This is a genomic window from Variovorax sp. GW823-FHT04F07 (assembly GCF_058795995.1).
Genome location: NZ_JBXAIG010000004.1, coordinates 258,809 through 274,597, shown reverse-complemented (window position 1 = coordinate 274,597; position 15,789 = coordinate 258,809). Strand labels below are relative to the sequence as shown.

Here is a 15,789-nt window from a genome sequence, read left to right as displayed (position 1 = left end):
CTATTTTCGCCAATTCCGCGACGCGTCGCGGCGCATTGGCGCGAAAACGTTGCCCTTGCAAGGGCTTCGGGCGCAGAATTCGTAGCAAATTGTGAGATTCGTATGCGCCACGATACTTCGTGCGCTCACCCATCCAGACATGACACAGCCCAGCTCCACCGAACACCAGCGCCCGACCCTTTTTGCCTTCTGGACGGCCGCCCTGGCGGTGGCCGGCAGTTGCGGCGCCACGGCGGCCTGGGCGCAGACGACCTACCCGGTCACGCCCCAGCAGCGCGCCACCGCCCAGCAGACCGCCCAGGCCGGCGTGCCGCTGAGCGAGCTGTCGCCGAAAGCGCCCGACGAGTACACCGTCAAGCCCGGTGACACGCTCTGGGCCATCTCGCGCCTGTACCTGCTGCGCCCCTGGCGCTGGCCGGAGCTGTGGGGCATGAACATCAACGAGATCCAGGACCCGCACCGCATCTACCCGGGGCAGGTGCTGTACCTGGACAAGAGCGGCGGCCGCGCGCGCCTGACCACGCGCCGCGGCGTCTCTGGCGGCGACGGCGGCACCATCAAGCTGTCGCCGCGCACCCGCTTCGACTCGCTCGCCGGCATGGCCCTGCCCACGCTCAACCCGAGCCTGATCGAGCCCTTCCTCAGTGAACCCATCGTGGTCGACGCCAACACGCTCGACGCCGCGCCGCGCATCGTCGCCGGCAACGACAGCCGCGTGCTGCTGTCGCGTGGCGACCGCGCCTATGCGCGCGGCAACGCCGAATCGCCGCTGGTCGAGAAGCCGGGCCCGGTGCAGCACTACCGCATCTTCCGCAGCGCCACACCGCTGAAAGACCCCGGCACCGGCGAGATCCTCGGCTACGAGGCGCAGTACCTGGGCAAGGCGCAGCTGCAGCGCGGCGAATCGACCACCATCGAGACGACCGGCGACAAGGACGTCATCACGGTCGTGCCGGCCAGCATCGACATCATTGCGTCGCGCGAGGAAATGCGCGCCGGCGACCGCCTGCTGCCCGAGCCGCCGCGCCAGCTGCTGAGCTACGCACCGCGCGCGCCCTCCACCCAGGTGGACGGCCGCATCGTGTCGGTCTACGGCAACGCCGTGCAGTACGCGGCGCAGAACCAGGTCGTGGCCATCAACAAGGGCACGCGCGACGGCGTCGACAACGGCCATGTGCTGGCCATTTTGAAGAACGGCGAGACCATCCTCGACCGCACCGGCGCACGCAAGGAAACCATCAAGCTGCCGAACGAACGCATCGGCCTGCTGATGGTGTTCCGCACCTTCGAGAAAGTCTCGTACGCACTCGTGCTCGAAATCAACGACACTCCCCGCGCCGGCGACTTCCTCGTCAATCCCTGACACGCGCCTGAGGCTTCTTTCTCGCACACTCGTTTGGAACGCGCAGAACTCGCAGGCTGGCTGCGACTTTCACTGACACCAGGCGTCGGCGACGGCGCCGCACGCCGCCTGCTCGCGGCCTTCGGGCTGCCTGACGCGATCTTTGCGCAGCCCGAGGCAACGCTGTGCGAAGTCGTCAGCACCGCCCAGGCCGCCGCGCTGAAGCAGCCGCCCTCCGGCCTGCAGGCGCAGGTCGACCAGACCTGGCAATGGCTGCACCCCGCGGACGACCCCACCGGCGGCGCCATCACGCGCCGCGTCGTGACGCTCGGCGATGCCGGCTACCCGGGCTCGCTGCTCGAAATGGTCGACCCGCCGCTGATGCTCTACGTGCTCGGCGCCGCCGCCTTCGACCTCACGCAACTCGGCCGCAGCCTTGCCGTGGTCGGCAGCCGCAACCCGACGCCGCAGGGCGCCAGCCATGCGCGCGCCTTCGCACGGGCGCTGGGTGAAGCGGGCCTGCCCGTGGTCTCGGGCCTGGCACTCGGCATCGACGGCGCGGCGCACCTGGGCGCGCTCGACGCGGCCGGCGACGCCCCGGTGCTCGCCACGGTGGCCGTGGTCGGCACCGGCCTGGACCGCGTCTACCCCGCGCGGCACCGCGACCTGGCGCACCGCATCACGCTGCAGGGACTGATCGTGAGCGAGCTGCCGCTGGGCACGCCGCCGCTCACGCAGAACTTTCCCAAGCGCAACCGCCTGATCGCGGGCCTGGCGCGCGGCACGCTGGTGGTCGAGGCCGCATTGGCGTCGGGCTCGCTCATCACCGCGCGGCTCACGTCGGAACAGGGCAAGGAAGTGTTCGCGATCCCGGGTTCGATCCACTCGCCGCAATCGCGTGGCTGCCATGCGCTGATCCGGCAGGGTGCGAAGCTGGTCGAGTCGGTGAACGACATCCTCGAAGAGCTGCCGCCGCTGGCGCCGGCCGCTCGCACGGTCGCCAGCGACACACCGTCGTCGGCCCCGGAGCATCCGCTGCTCGATGCCCTCGGCTTCGACCCCGTGAGCCTCGATGCGCTGAGCGCACGCACCGGCTGGAGCGCGGCCCAGCTGCAGGCGAAGATGCTCGAGCTTGAACTCGACGGGCATGTCTCACGGCTGCCCGGCGGCCTGTTTCAAAGAGCCGCCGTCGGCTGACGCACGAAGTGCACGAAAGCCTGGGGACGCACGACAGATTCCTCGGCTATATTGGGCCCATGTTCGAAGTGCTCGTGTTTGTGTATGAAAACTACTGGCGCGGCGATGCCTGCCCCGAACCCGAACAGCTGGGCCGCAAGCTCAGTGCGCACGGCTTCGAGGCGGACGAAATACGCGACGCCCTGCAGTGGCTCGACGGCCTGAGCCTTGCCACGCAAGGCCTGCAGTTCGAACACCAGGCCAGTGAAGGCGATGCCGACAACGCCATCACCACTGCCCGCGTCACGCTGGGCGGCGCGCCCGATGCGGCGCTGCCCCAGTCGAGCCAGTCGATGCGCGTGTACTCGCCGTCGGAGCAGGAACACCTCGGCGCCGAGTGCCTCGGCTTCATCCGTTTTCTCGAACTGTCGAACGTGCTGCCCTGCGGCCTGCGCGAGATCGTCGTCGAGCGCGCGATGGCCGCACCGGGTGACCCGGTGGCATTGGACGAACTCAAGATCATCGTGCTGATGGTGCACTGGAGCACCGGCATCGAACCCGATGCGCTGGTGCTCGACGAGCTTTGCGAGAGCCGCGAAGGCCGTACGGCACACTGAGCTCGCCTCCGAGCTGCGCGCACTTCCCCACAGACGAGAACAGCCGCGCGGCTGACTAGTTCAGAAGCCGCTCGGGGTTCGCATCGAGCTTCGCCAGCGCCTCTCGCGTGGCGCGCGCGGTGAGCGTTTCTTCCTCGGCCGGCACCAGCAGGCCAGCCTGCAGGTACATCGCCAAGCGCCCAGCCTGGATGAGGAAGCTGCGGCCGTCGGCCGAGGCGAACAGGTGCAGCTGCTTGCGGTCGCTGCGCCAGACGAACTGGACCTGCGTGACGCGGTCGTTGTGGTCCAGCATGAACCAGTTGCCCACCTGCAGCTCATGCGTCCACGCGAGCATGTCCTCGGCCACCTTGACGCCGGCGGTGTCGGAAATGACCTCGATCGCGGTGGCGTCCACGCCGAGCAGCAGCTCGATGCTCTGCGCGTCCAGCGGCAGGCTGGAGGCGGTGCCGTCGTCGGTCACGAAGTCTTCGAGGTGCGCCAGCCGCTCGGCCATGGCCTCGATCTTGGCCTGGGGAATGGCCTCGGTCTTCGACATGAAGGCGTCGGTGAGCGTGGCGCCGATGGTCTTGATGTGGCCTTCCTGCGGCTCGCCGACGATGCCCAGCAGGTCCATGCCCTGGCGCAGGCGCTGCAGCAGCTGCGGCAGGTCCTGGATCACGCGGGCGCGGTCGGCGCGGTTGGGCTTGGCACTCGCGGCCCAGACCAGCTCGGAGGCCACGCGCTTGAGCATCACGGTGTGCTCGCCCTGCGCGCCGTAGCGCAGCGCGGCGATGGCCAGCACCTCGGCCCAGACCTTGAACAGGAACTCGCGGATCTCGTCGCGCACCGGCATGTCGTTGAGCATCTTGCGCAACTCGATGGTGTACTGGATCGCCATCGTCTCCTTCTGCTCGACCTGCTGCGCCACGCTCATGACGCGCTGCGTGGCGTCGCTCTGCGTGAGGTAGCGGCTGAGGAAAGCGACGAACTCGTCGAACACCAGCTTGAACACGCGCTGGCCGGTCTCGGGGTACTGCTCGATCACCTGCACCACGCGCTTGATCTCGTTCTCGAGCGCGCTGCCGGTGATGGCGGCGGCGTCGAAGCCCATCACGCACGAGCCCATGCGGTCGATCAGCATGCGCGCCGGGTGCTGCAGGGTGCCGAAGAATTCGGGCTCGGCGATGGCCACGCGCAGCACGGGCATCTGCAGCCGCGCGAACCACACGCGGGCGGAGAACGGAATGCGCTCTTCCGCGAGGATGGCCTGGAACATCAGCGCCACGATCTCGACCGTGGCCTTGTCGGCCGTGGTGGGCGCGCGCTTCTTGAGTTCGGCGGTGCGCCGGCGCAGGTCGACGGCGGTCTGCTGGATCAGCGTGGCCTGCTCGCCGCCGCCATCGATGTACTGCGTGGCCGCCATGCGGTAGGCGACCTCGGCATCGGCGATGGCGCCGGCAAAGGTGCGTGAAAACACGCGGGGCGCGGCCACGCCGCCGCCGGTGCCGGTCGTGCCCCCGCCCGGTTGCGAGGCACCGGCCTCGCCGCCGATGCGCGCGGCGACAAAGCGCTTGAGGCTCAGCAGCGCGGTCTGCGCGCGCTGCCGCGCGAAGGCGAGCGGCGAGCTGCCCATCATCGAGCTGGAGGCCGGCCCCGACGACGGCACGGACGCCGCATGCGAGGCCTGGAAAGCGAAGCCCGGACGCTGCGGCTGCGATGGCTGCTGCTGGCCGTGCGGCACGGCCGCACCCGCCGGCGCACCCTGCCCCATCGGCATGCTCGACGACACCGGCATACCCATGGAGGACGGGCCGCCGCCCGAATCGCCCGTGCGGCGCACGAAGCTCTTGAGGTCGATTTCGGGCATCACGCCCTGCGCGATCAGGAAGGCGTTGGCGCTTTCGTAGGCCTTCACGACCACGTCCGCCAGGGCCTGCTGCACCGTGCCCTGCACGCGGCCCCAGGCCTCGCGGCTCAGGCCGGCGGCCAGCCACTGCTCCACCAGCAGCTTGGCCAAGGTCTCGGGTTTCAGCACGTCCCGGGCGTCGAGCTCGTGCGTGCCTTCGAGGTGCTGGATGCGCAGGCGCAAGTCGCTGAGCTCGAAGCTGGCCTTGTCGTGGATGGTCTGCGCGAGGCGCGAGGCGAGGATGTTGCTCTCGACCACCTCGTCGCCGATGAGCTCCAGCCGCAGCGCCGCGGGGGCCGACGAGGTGCCGCCCGCCGGGCCCGTGCCCAGCGCCTTGCGCCAGCCGGTCTGCGCCAGCGACACCCATTGCGAGGCATGGCCCTGGAATGCCACGAGGTCGTCACGGCTTTCCTGCATGGTGCGCGCGCTGCCGACATCGGAGGCCACCGCGGTCAGCCGGTCGCGAATGGCCTGGGCCAGCGGAGCGATTGCGCCTTCCGTGGCCGTCACGAAACGCTCACGCGCCTCGCGTGCGAGCTGCAGGGAAGAAGCGGACCGCGCAGTGCTCATTGATGGATCGGAAAGGCCGGAGAGAACGGTTCATCGGCGACAGCCCCGAGCTTGCATCGGGATGCGCCACCGCACAAGTGCGGGTGACGCGAAGCTGGCGCCGAAGTATCCCTCAGACGACGGCGCCGGCGTTCGGGTCGTCGCCGCCGGAATCGCCGTCGCGCTTGACCGGTGGGCCCTTGATCAGGTCCTCGCGCTTCACGCCCAGCCACATCGCGATCGCGGCGGCCACGAAGCACGACGAGTAGATGCCGAAGCAGATGCCGATGGTCAGCGCCAGCGCGAAGTAGTGCAGCGTCGGGCCGCCGAAGAAGAACATCGACAGCACCACGAGCTGCGTGGAGCCGTGGGTGATGATCGTGCGGCTGATGGTCGAGGTGATCGCGTTGTCGATGACTTCGGTGGTCGTCATCTTGCGGTAACGACGGAAGTTCTCGCGCACGCGGTCGAAGATCACGACCGACTCGTTCACCGAGTAGCCCAGCACCGCCAGCACCGCCGCCAGCACCGCCAGCGAGAACTCCCACTGGAAGAAGGCGAAGAAGCCCAGGATGATCACCACGTCGTGCAGGTTGGCCAGCACGGTGGACAGCGCGAACTTCCATTCGAAGCGGAACGCCAGGTAGATCATGATGCCGATCACCACCATGGCCAGCGCCTTGATGCCGTTGGAGGTCAGCTCATCGCCGACCTGCGGCCCGACGACCTCGATGCCGCGCTGCGTGGCCGACGGGTCGACCGACTTCAGCGCCTGCATGACCTGCGCGCTCTGCTGGTCGGAGCTCATGCCCTTCTGGGTGGGCAGGCGGATCTGCACGTCGCGCGAGGTGCCGTAGTTCTGCACCTGCACTTCGGGATAGCCGAGCTTGGTGACGGCCTCGCGCACCTTGCCGATGTCGGCCGATTGCTCGTAGGCCACTTCCATCACCGTGCCGCCGGTGAACTCCACCGACAGGTGCAGCCCGCGGTGGAACAGGAAGAACAGCGCCAGCGCAAAGGTTGCGAAGGAAATGATGTTCAGCACCAGGGCATGGCGCATGAACGGGATGGTCTTGTGGATGCGGAAGAATTCCATGGCGATGGTCCTCGGCCGTTACTTGGTGTCGACCACAGCCGTGCCGTCGGTCTTGGGCCGCCAGACGGTGCCGATCGACACAGACTTGAGCTTCTTCTTCTGGCCGTACCAGAAGTTCACGAGGCCACGCGAGAAGAACACGGCGGAGAACATCGAGGTGACGATGCCGATGCAGTGCACCACCGCGAAGCCGCGCACCGGGCCCGAGCCGAAGGCCAGGAGCGCAATGCCCGCGATCAGCGTGGTCACGTTGGAGTCGAGAATCGTGCCCCAGGCGCGGTCGTAGCCCGCGTGGATGGCGGCCTGCGGCGAGGCGCCGTTGCGCAATTCTTCGCGCACGCGCTCGTTGATCAGCACGTTGGAGTCGATGGCCACGCCGATGGCCAGCGCCATGGCCGCGATGCCGGGCAGCGTGAGCGTGGCCTGCAGCATCGACAGAATGGCGACCAGCAGCATCAGGTTCACGGCCAGCGCGATCGACGAGAACAGGCCGAACAGCGCGTAGTAGGCACACATGAAGACCATGATGGCCAGGAAGCCGTACATCACGCTCTTGAAGCCTTTTTCGATGTTGTCGGCGCCGAGCGTCGGGCCGATCGTGCGCTCCTGGATGATCTCCATGGGCGCGGCCAGCGAGCCGGCGCGCAGCAGCAGGGCCAGGTCGCTGGCTTCGGCCACCGTCATCGAACCCGAGACCTGGAAGCGGTTGCCCAGTTCGCCGTTGATCGACGGGGCCGTGAGCACTTCGCCCTTGCCCTTCTCGAAGATCAGCATGGCCATGCGCTTCTTGTAGTTCTCGCGGCTGACGTCGCGCATGATGCGGCCGCCCTTGGCGTCCATGGTCAGGTCGACCTTGGGCTGGTTGCTCTGCTGGTCGAAGCCGGGCTGGGCGTCGGTGAGGTTCTCGCCGGTGACGAGCACCTGCTTCTTCACGATCACCGGGCGGCCACCGCGGTCGAGGAATTTCTCGGAGCCGAAGGGCACGGGCGCGCCGCTCAGTTCGGCCGCGCGGCCTTCGGCGCTTTCGTCGACCATGCGCATTTCGAGCGTGGCGGTGCGGCCCAGGATTTCCTTGGCCTTGGCCGTGTCCTGCACGCCAGGCAGCTGCACGACGATGCGGTCCAGGCCCTGCTGCTGGATCACCGGCTCGGCCACGCCGAGTTCGTTGATCCGGTTGTGCAGGGTCGTGATGTTCTGCTTGAGCGCGGCGTCCTGCAGGCGGCGGGCCGCCTCGGGCTTGATGGTGGCGGTCAGGCGCCAGTTGGTGCCGTCTTGCGTGTCGGTGGTGCTGAGGTCGGGGAACTGGTCCACGATCAGGCGCTTGGCGGTCTCCAGCGAGGCCGCGTCGCGGAAGGTCACCTCGACGGTCTGGCCGTTGCGGCTGACCTGGGTGCCGCGGATGCTCTTGTCGCGGAAGGTGGTGCGCAGGTCGCTCGCGAACGATTCGGCCTTCTTGTCGATGGCGCCCTTCATGTCGACCTGCAGCAGAAAGTCGACGCCGCCGCGCAGGTCCAGGCCCAGGTACATCGGGAACGCATGCAGCGACGTGAGCCACTTGGGCGAACGCGACAGCAGGTTCAGCGCCACCGTGTAGGGCGGGTCGCTGGCGTCGGGCACCAGGGCGCGCTGCACGACGTCGCGCGCCTTGAGCTGGTCGTCTGTGGTGGTGAAGCGGGCGCGCAGCGAGCCGGCGTCCAGCGTCACCAGGTCGGGCGTCAGGCCGGCCGCCTTCAGCGCCTCCTCGACCCGGGTCTGGGTGGCGGCATCGACCTTGACGGTCGTCTTGGCCGCGGACACCTGCACCGCGGGTGCCTCGCCGAAGAAATTGGGCAGGGCGTAGATGAGCCCCACGAGCAGCACGATCACGATGATCGTGTACTTCCAGACCGGGTAACGGTTCATGAGAAGGCGCTTTTCACAAGCGTTTCAGAAATGGAACACGGCGTGACTTGGGGCCCTGCGCCCTGAAGCGCAAGGTTCAGCTCACGCTTTTATTGCTTGACGGCGCCCTTGGGCAGCACCTGGACCACCGCGCTGCGCTGGATCTTGATCTCGACGCCGTTGGCGATTTCCAGGCCGAGGTACTGGTCGTTCAGCGAGGTGATCTTGCCGAGCACGCCGCCGGCGGTGGCAACTTCGTCACCCTTGGCCAGGGCTTCGATCATGGCGCGGGCCTCTTTCTGGCGCTTCATTTGCGGGCGGATCATGACGAAATACAGCACCACAAACATCAGCACCAGCGGCAGCATGCTGCCCAGCGAAGACAACATGTCGCCACCACCGGCGGCTGCGGGCGCGGTTTGAGCGAAAGCAGAGGAAATGAACAAGAGAGTCTCCAGCAGAGGGAAGAGAGAAGAAAAAGACTTCAGATGCGCGGGCCGGGCCCGCGGTTCCGCGCCCACGAGGGATGCGGGCCGCAAGTCAAAGGCTCGGCGGGGGAGGCCGCGCGCAGTCGGGCATTGTATTCGGCGCGGATGGCCGTTTCGCGCCCTTATCCGGCGCACCCCGGAGGGCTTTCAGCTATCGTTTAAATAGCAAAGAGCGCCGCAGGGGCGCTCTTTGTCAGGGGAAACGGGCCTGGCGGATCAGGCCGCTGCGCGCTGCGCCTGGGGGTTGCGCCACTTGCCCATCAGCTCGGTCCAGCGGGTGCGGGCCGCCGCGAGGTTGCGCTCCTTGACGTGGCCGTAGCCGCGGATCTGCTCGGGCAGGCTCGCGATCTCCAGCGCCAGCGCGTGGTTGTCGGCGCGCAGGCCCTTGAGCACTTCCTCGATGCTGGCGCGGTACTCGCCGATGAGGGCGCGCTCGGTCTTGCGTTCCTCGGTGCGGCCGAAGACATCGAGCGCCGTGCCGCGCAGGCCCTTGAGCTTCGCCAGGAAGCGGAAGCCCGTGAGCATCCAGGGACCGAACTTCTGCTTCTGCAGCTGGCCCTTGGCGTTCTTCTTGGCCAGCAGCGGCGGCGCCAGGTGGTAGTTGAGCTTGTAGTCGCCCTCGAACATGCCCTCGACGCGATCGAGGAACGTGCGGTCGGTGTGCAGGCGGGCGACTTCGTACTCGTCCTTGTAAGCCATGAGCTTGAACAGGTAGCGCGCCACCGTTTCGGCCAGGCCCGTGCTCTTGCCGACGGCTGACTCGACCTGCTGCACGCGGCCGACGAAGGCCTTGTATTCCTCGGCGTAGGCGGCGTTCTGGTAGCCGGTCAGGAACTCGGCGCGGCGCGCCACCAGGGCCTCGACCGTCTCGCGCTTCTTGAACTCGATGACCTGGCCCGGGCGCACGCGCTTTTGCAGCTCGTCGGGACGCACGGCGGCCTGGCGGCCCCACTCGAAGGCGGTCTTGTTGTTCTCGATGGCCACGGCATTCAGCTCGATGGCGCGCATCAGCGACTCGTGCGCCAGCGGCACCCAGCCCTTCTGCCAGGCGTAGCCCAGGATCATCGGGTTGACGTAGATGGTGTCGCCCATCAGCGCGGTGGCGGCGGCATCGGCGTCGAAGGCGCCCAGGCCGTCGATGCCCACGGCGCGCGCAATTTCAGCGGCGCAGGCGTCTTCGGGGTTCTGCCAGTTGGCGTTGCGCACGAAGGCCGCGGTGGGCGCGCTGTGGCTGTTGAGCGCCACATGCGTGCGCCCTTCGCGCATACGCGCCATGGTCTCGGCGTTGATCGTGACGAGCGGGTCGCAGGCCAGGATCAGGTCGGCCGCCGCGGTGCCCACGCGGGTGGTGCGGATGTCGTCCTGCGTGTCGCCGATGAGCACGTGGCTCCAGGTGGCGCCGCCCTTTTGCGCCAGGCCCGCCGCGTCCTGCGTGACGATGCCCTTGGCCTCGATGTGCGCGGCCATGCCCAGCAGCTGGCCGATGGTGATCACGCCGGTGCCACCGACGCCGGCGACCACCACGCCCCAGACCTTGCCGCCCGCGAGCGACGGAATGGCGGGCTCGGCCAGCAGGCCGAACTCGGCCGGCGTGGCCGCCTTGTTCTTGCCCTTCTTCTTGAGCTGGCCGCCCTCGACAGTGACGAAGCTCGGGCAGAAGCCCTTTAGGCAGCTCATGTCCTTGTTGCAGCTGCTCTGGTTGATGGTGCGCTTGCGGCCGAATTCGGTTTCCAGCGGCTCCACCGAGAGGCAATTGCTCTGCACGCTGCAGTCGCCGCAGCCTTCGCAGACCAGCTCGTTGATGACCACGCGCTTGGCCGGATCGACGGCCGTGCCGCGCTTGCGGCGGCGGCGCTTCTCGGTCGCGCAGGTCTGGTCGTAGATGATGGCCGTGGTGCCGGCCATGGCGCGGAACTCGCGCTGGATGTCGTCCAGCAGGTCGCGGTGCTTCACCTGCACGTGGTCGCCGGGAATGTTCACGCCCTCGTACTTCTCGGGCTCGTCGGTGACGATGACGACCTTCTTCGTGCCCTCGGCATGCAGGCTTTCTGCAATCTGCAGCACCGAGTGGCCCTCGGGGCGCTCGCCCACGGTCTGGCCGCCGGTCATGGCGACCGCGTCGTTGTAGAGGATCTTGTAGGTGATGTTCACGCCGGCCGCGATGCTCTGGCGGATGGCGAGCAGGCCGCTGTGGAAGTACGTGCCGTCGCCCAGGTTGGCGAAGATGTGCTGGTCGGTCGTGAAGGGCTGCTGGCCGACCCACGGCACGCCCTCGCCGCCCATCTGCGTGAAACCGATGGTGGAGCGGTCCATCCAGGTCGCCATGAAGTGGCAGCCGATGCCGCCCATCGCGCGCGAACCTTCGGGCACGACGGTGCTGGTGTTGTGCGGGCAGCCCGAGCAGAACCAGGGCTGGCGCGTGGCATCGGCCACGCTGGTGGAGGCCTGCTGCACCACCATCGCGCGCTCCTTGGCCTCCAGGATGGCCAGTTGCGCGTCGATGCGCGCGGCCATGTCGGCGCCCGCGGCGGCCAGCAAGCCCGTCTTCTTCAGGCGCCCGGCGATGGCCTTGGCGATGAGGGCCGGGTTCAGGTCGGCGTTGGCGCGCAGCAGCGTGTGCGAGGTCGGGTTGGGCATCGACCATTCGCCGCCCGAGTAGCCGTCGTCCGTGGAGCTGGCGCCTTCGTCGAACTTGCCGACCACGTTGGGGCGCACGTCGGAGCGCCAGTTGTAGAGCTCTTCCTTGAGCTGGTATTCGATGACCTGGCGCTTCTCCTCGACCACCAGGATTTCCTGCAGGCCGGTGGCGAAGTCGCGCGTGAGCTGCGCCTCGAGCGGCCACACCACGCCCACCTTGTGCAGGCGGATGCCCAACTGGCGGCAGGCCGCGTCGTCCAGGCCCAGATCGATGAGCGCCTGGCGCGTGTCGTTGAAGGCCTTGCCGCTGGCCATGATGCCGAAGCGGTCGTTCGGGCCTTCGATCACGTTGTGGTTCAGGCGGTTGGCGCGGATGTAGGCCAGCGCGGCGTACCACTTGTAGTGCATGAGCCGGGCTTCCTGCTCCAGCGCATGGTCGGGCCAGCGGATGTGCAGGCCGCCGGGCGGCATCTCGAAGTCGGTCGGGATGACGATGTCGACGCGCTCGGGGTCGATCATGGCCGTGGCGCTGGACTCGACGATTTCCTGGATCGTCTTCATGCCCGACCACACGCCCGAGAAACGGCTCAGCGCGAAGGCGTGGATGCCCAGGTCGAGGATTTCCTGCACGTTGGCCGGGAAGAACACCGGCGTGCCGCAGGCCTTGAAGATGTGGTCGCTCTGGTGCGCGGCCGTGCTGCTCTTGGAGATGTGGTCGTCGCCGGCCACCGCGATCACGCCGCCCCAGGCGGTGGTGCCGGCCATGTTGGCGTGCTTGAAGACGTCCGAGCAGCGGTCCACGCCCGGGCCCTTGCCGTACCAGATGCCGAAGACGCCGTCGAACTTGTTGGTGCCCTGCGGCGAGAAGCCCAGTTGCTGCGTGCCCCACAGCGCCGTGGCCGCGAGCTCCTCGTTCACGCCGGGCTGGAAGACGATATTCTGTTCCTTGAGGAACTTGCTGGCCTTCCACAGCGCCTGGTCGTAGCCGCCGAGCGGGGAGCCGCGGTAGCCGCTGATGAAGCCGGCGGTGTTCTTGCCGACCTGCTTGTCGCGCAGGCGCTGCAGCATCGGCAGCTTGACCAGGGCCTGCACCCCGCTCATGAAGGCGCGCCCGTAATCGAGGCTGTATTTGTCGTCGAGCGTGACGGTTTCTAGCGCGCGGCGAATGTGCTCGGGCAGCGGGGCGTTCATGTGGTCTGTCTCCGTGTGGCAGGGCTTTGTGGGCCTGGCTGAATTGGCGGTGGGTCTGTGCCCGATAGGGCGCAAGCCCATGGTGACGCAAAGTGTATGCCGGGGTCCGCGACAGGTGTTTGCGTTTTTTGCTTCGAAAAAACGACTTTCAGAAAGAATCTTGCTTAACATCCACCCCTATGGAAAGCATTGACAAGTTCGACCTCGCTATCCTGCAAGAACTGCAGACCGATGGCCGCCTCACGAACGCCGAATTGGCGCAGCGCGTGGGCCTGTCGGCGGCGCCCTGCTGGCGCCGCGTGCGGGCGCTGGAAGACGCCGGCTTCATCAAGGGCTACCGCGCCGAGATCGACCGCCACAAGATCGGACTGGGCGTGCTCGCTTTCGTGCGCGTGGACACCGAGCGCGTGACCCACGAAGCCACGCGCAAGCTCGAGGACGCGATCCGCAAGATGCCCGAGGTGGTGGCCTGCCACTACATCAGCGGCACCGGCACCTTCGAGCTGCAGGTGGTGGCGCAGGACCTGAACGGCTTCTCGGCCTTTGCGCGGCAGAACCTCATGAACCTGCCGAACGTGAAAGACCTGCACACCAGCTTCTCGCTGGGTGAGGTGAAGGCCAACAGCGCGCTGCCGCTGGGGCACCTGGCGAAGTAGCCGCCCCTTAAAAAGAAAAGGGCCGCCTCCCGCGAAGGAGCCGGCCCGACGGCGATGCGCCTTGGCGGACGGATTAGAAGGTGATGTCCTTCTCGACGTCCTGCAGCTTGCGGCGGGCCAGCGCCAGGTTCGACTTCGCCTTGTCGAGCACGAAGTAGATGAACACGCCTTCCTTCTGCGCCATCGGGCGCAGCAGGTGGTACTGCTTGCCCAGCGTGATCAGGATGTCTTCGATGGTGTCGCTCAGGCCCAGCGCGCGCATCGTCTTGAGCTTGGCGCGCATCACTTCGGTGTTGCCGGCGGCGGCCACTTCGAGGTCTACGCCGGTGCCGGCGGCGCCCAGCATCATGCCGCTGGCGGAGTCGACCACGGCAGCGCACAGGGCGCCGTCGGCGGTCAGGAGGGTGTCGAGGCTGGTCTGGATCGAGGCCATGTCAGTAAATCCTGTGAGTGAAATTCATGCGAATGAAAAAGAGGGTGGAGACGTCGCATGCCAATCCGTCCCCGCCCGTGAATTCGTGTGGGATGCGGCCTAGGGCTGCGGCGCCTCGAGCGCCCGCACGCAGGCCGCCGTGCGGTACATCGCCTGCGCGAGCACCGCATCGGCGTCGGCGATGACGTTCACCACCAGCGAGGTCTCGCCGCTGTGCACCGGGCTGACGAGCGCAAAGCCGTTGTCGGTCGCGACCGTGATGCAGGTGCAGCGGCCCAGGCCGGCCTCCTGCGACACCACCGCGCCGATGGCGGCGATCGAGCTGGCCATGGCGGCGATGCGCGCGGGCTCGACGTCGCGCCGCGCGACGCTGGCGATCTCGAAGCCATCGGGCGTGGCGATCACCACCGAGGCGATGCCCGTGACCTCGTCGAGCACGCGGCGGGCCTCGACTGCGGCGCGCAGCTTCAGGGCGTGGGGAATCTTCATGGCGCGGCCTCCTCGTCGAGCACTTCGATCTGCATCAGCAGCGTCTCGATCAGCGCGACCACGTCGTCCTTGCGGCGCGGGTCGACCGCCAGCAGCGGCAGCACCAGCCCGCGCGCCGCCAGCGCCTGCGCGTAGTCGTCGAGCGTGGGGGTGGGGTGCGACGGCAGGCGGCTCACGCCCACGGCGCAGGGCATGCGCTCGAGCGCGCCGGCGAAACCGTCCAGGTACTGGGCCAGGTCGGCCAGCGGGTCGGGGCGGCTGTTGTCCAGCAGGATCGCCAGGCCCAGCGCATCGCGCACCAGGATCTTCCACATGAAGTCGAAGCGGCTCTGGCCCGGCGTGCCGTACAGGCGCAGCCGGTCGCCGTTGTCCAGCGTCACCTGGCCGAAGTCGAGCCCCACCGTGGTGGTGGCCTTGGCGACCGAGGTGTCGGCGTTGGCGACCTCGGTGGCGATCGGCGCGGTCTCGCTGATGGCCGCGATGGCCGTGGTCTTGCCCACGCCCATCGGGCCCGTGAAGACGAGCTTGAAGTCCCTCATGCCGGCGCCCCGTTCAGACCAGCCCGAGGCGTCGGCGGATGCGCGAGAGCAGGCCCCGCTTGTGCTGCGCGGCTTCGCCGCCGGCACCGCCCCCCGAGGGGCGCGGCGCGCGGGCTTCCTCCGACCAGGTCAGCGCGCCTTCTTCCTCCAGCAGGCCGAGGAAGGTGCTGCACTCCTGCACGTCGATGCGGCCCAGCACGCTCAGGCTTTCGGCCGACTGCGCGCTCTTGGACAGGGCTGCCGCCAGTCGCACGTAGATCGGATGGCGCTGCAGGGTCACCTGCGAGGGCCAGCGGATCAGCGAGGCGCGCGCGCGGATCGAGCGCACCATGGCGCGCGCCGCGTCGCCCGAGGCCCCGCTGGGCGCGACCTGGTTGAGCAGCGCGACCAGCTCTTCCGCGTAGATGGGACGTGCCAGCGTGCGGCGCGCGGGCGCGGCGGCCACAGCCTCGCCGCGCGCCACCATCGGCACCACGAAGCGCGCGGCCGGCGTCTGCCGCTCGGCGGCCGGCGCATCGCCGTCCACCAGCAACAGGTCGCAGGGCTGCGACTCGCTGACCGTCCACAACGACCGGAGATTGGAGCTGAGGCGAACGATGATCCGCAGGAGCTCGACCTCGACCTGAGGGAGCCCCATGACGCCCAAAACCAATGGCATACCTTCTTCCCTGAGCAATTGTTTTTAATAGTTCCTTATTGTTATATGTGTTAACTAATTGATGCGTTGTGTATCGAGTCGATGCCCAAATTTGGACGCGCACCGAGAAGTAACGCACACGCTTGGAGCGCCGGGCCGGCGGCGCGGCCCTT

At 67.9% G+C, this 15,789-nt stretch carries 13 protein-coding genes; 4 read left to right on the top strand and 9 right to left on the bottom strand.

Annotated elements, in window-relative coordinates; genetic code table 11:
• Positions 1-139: 139 nt before the first annotated feature.
• Genes AC1RAA_RS20350 through AC1RAA_RS20340 form a run of 3 tightly spaced genes read left to right on the top strand, consistent with a single transcriptional unit; the run spans position 140 to position 3,135 of the window.
• Positions 140-1,363: a LysM peptidoglycan-binding domain-containing protein gene (locus AC1RAA_RS20350; protein WP_095950491.1), complete on the top strand. Its 1,224-nt coding sequence runs from the start codon at positions 140-142 to the stop codon at positions 1,361-1,363.
• Positions 1,364-1,396: 33 nt separating this feature from the next.
• The gene (gene dprA / locus AC1RAA_RS20345) at positions 1,397-2,539 is read left to right on the top strand and encodes a DNA-processing protein DprA (protein ID WP_492730294.1); all 1,143 of its coding nucleotides are present in this window, start codon (positions 1,397-1,399) and stop codon (positions 2,537-2,539) included.
• A 59-nt stretch (positions 2,540-2,598) separates the two neighbouring features.
• Positions 2,599-3,135, top strand: coding sequence for a Smg family protein (locus AC1RAA_RS20340; RefSeq protein WP_492730292.1), 537 nt, complete (start codon positions 2,599-2,601; stop codon positions 3,133-3,135).
• A 55-nt stretch (positions 3,136-3,190) separates the two neighbouring features.
• Here the strand turns inward: AC1RAA_RS20340 and AC1RAA_RS20335 are convergent, their stop codons facing one another.
• From AC1RAA_RS20335 to AC1RAA_RS20315, 5 genes are all read right to left on the bottom strand, one after another.
• The gene (locus AC1RAA_RS20335; RefSeq protein ID WP_492730289.1) at positions 3,191-5,590 is read right to left on the bottom strand and encodes a DUF1631 family protein; all 2,400 of its coding nucleotides are present in this window, start codon (positions 5,588-5,590) and stop codon (positions 3,191-3,193) included.
• Positions 5,591-5,702: 112 nt separating this feature from the next.
• On the bottom strand, positions 5,703-6,665 hold the full coding sequence (secF, locus tag AC1RAA_RS20330; RefSeq protein WP_062478240.1) for a protein translocase subunit SecF: 963 nt from the start codon (positions 6,663-6,665) through the stop codon (positions 5,703-5,705).
• Between the two features lie 18 nt (positions 6,666-6,683).
• On the bottom strand, positions 6,684-8,567 hold the full coding sequence (gene secD / locus AC1RAA_RS20325) for a protein translocase subunit SecD (RefSeq protein ID WP_062478237.1): 1,884 nt from the start codon (positions 8,565-8,567) through the stop codon (positions 6,684-6,686).
• A gap of 89 nt (positions 8,568-8,656) precedes the next feature.
• Complete coding sequence (gene yajC, locus AC1RAA_RS20320; protein ID WP_062478234.1) at positions 8,657-8,992, bottom strand: preprotein translocase subunit YajC; 336 nt, start codon at positions 8,990-8,992, stop codon at positions 8,657-8,659.
• 258 nt (positions 8,993-9,250) lie between these two features.
• Positions 9,251-12,862: an indolepyruvate ferredoxin oxidoreductase family protein gene (locus AC1RAA_RS20315; RefSeq protein ID WP_492730287.1), complete on the bottom strand. Its 3,612-nt coding sequence runs from the start codon at positions 12,860-12,862 to the stop codon at positions 9,251-9,253.
• Positions 12,863-13,041: 179 nt separating this feature from the next.
• Here AC1RAA_RS20315 and AC1RAA_RS20310 point away from each other — a divergent pair, with 179 nt between their 5' ends.
• On the top strand, positions 13,042-13,518 hold the full coding sequence (locus AC1RAA_RS20310; RefSeq protein ID WP_062478228.1) for an Lrp/AsnC family transcriptional regulator: 477 nt from the start codon (positions 13,042-13,044) through the stop codon (positions 13,516-13,518).
• A gap of 73 nt (positions 13,519-13,591) precedes the next feature.
• Here the strand turns inward: AC1RAA_RS20310 and AC1RAA_RS20305 are convergent, their stop codons facing one another.
• From AC1RAA_RS20305 to AC1RAA_RS20290, 4 genes are all read right to left on the bottom strand, one after another.
• The gene (locus AC1RAA_RS20305) at positions 13,592-13,951 is read right to left on the bottom strand and encodes a hypothetical protein (RefSeq protein ID WP_307695214.1); all 360 of its coding nucleotides are present in this window, start codon (positions 13,949-13,951) and stop codon (positions 13,592-13,594) included.
• 99 nt (positions 13,952-14,050) lie between these two features.
• Positions 14,051-14,440, bottom strand: coding sequence for a roadblock/LC7 domain-containing protein (locus AC1RAA_RS20300; RefSeq protein WP_492730285.1), 390 nt, complete (start codon positions 14,438-14,440; stop codon positions 14,051-14,053).
• Complete coding sequence (locus AC1RAA_RS20295) at positions 14,437-14,979, bottom strand: GTP-binding protein (protein WP_447748221.1); 543 nt, start codon at positions 14,977-14,979, stop codon at positions 14,437-14,439. Before AC1RAA_RS20295 ends, AC1RAA_RS20300 begins: the two co-directional genes overlap by 4 nt.
• 13 nt (positions 14,980-14,992) lie before the next feature.
• Positions 14,993-15,616: a hypothetical protein gene (locus AC1RAA_RS20290; RefSeq protein WP_492730283.1), complete on the bottom strand. Its 624-nt coding sequence runs from the start codon at positions 15,614-15,616 to the stop codon at positions 14,993-14,995.
• Positions 15,617-15,789 lie beyond the last annotated feature (173 nt).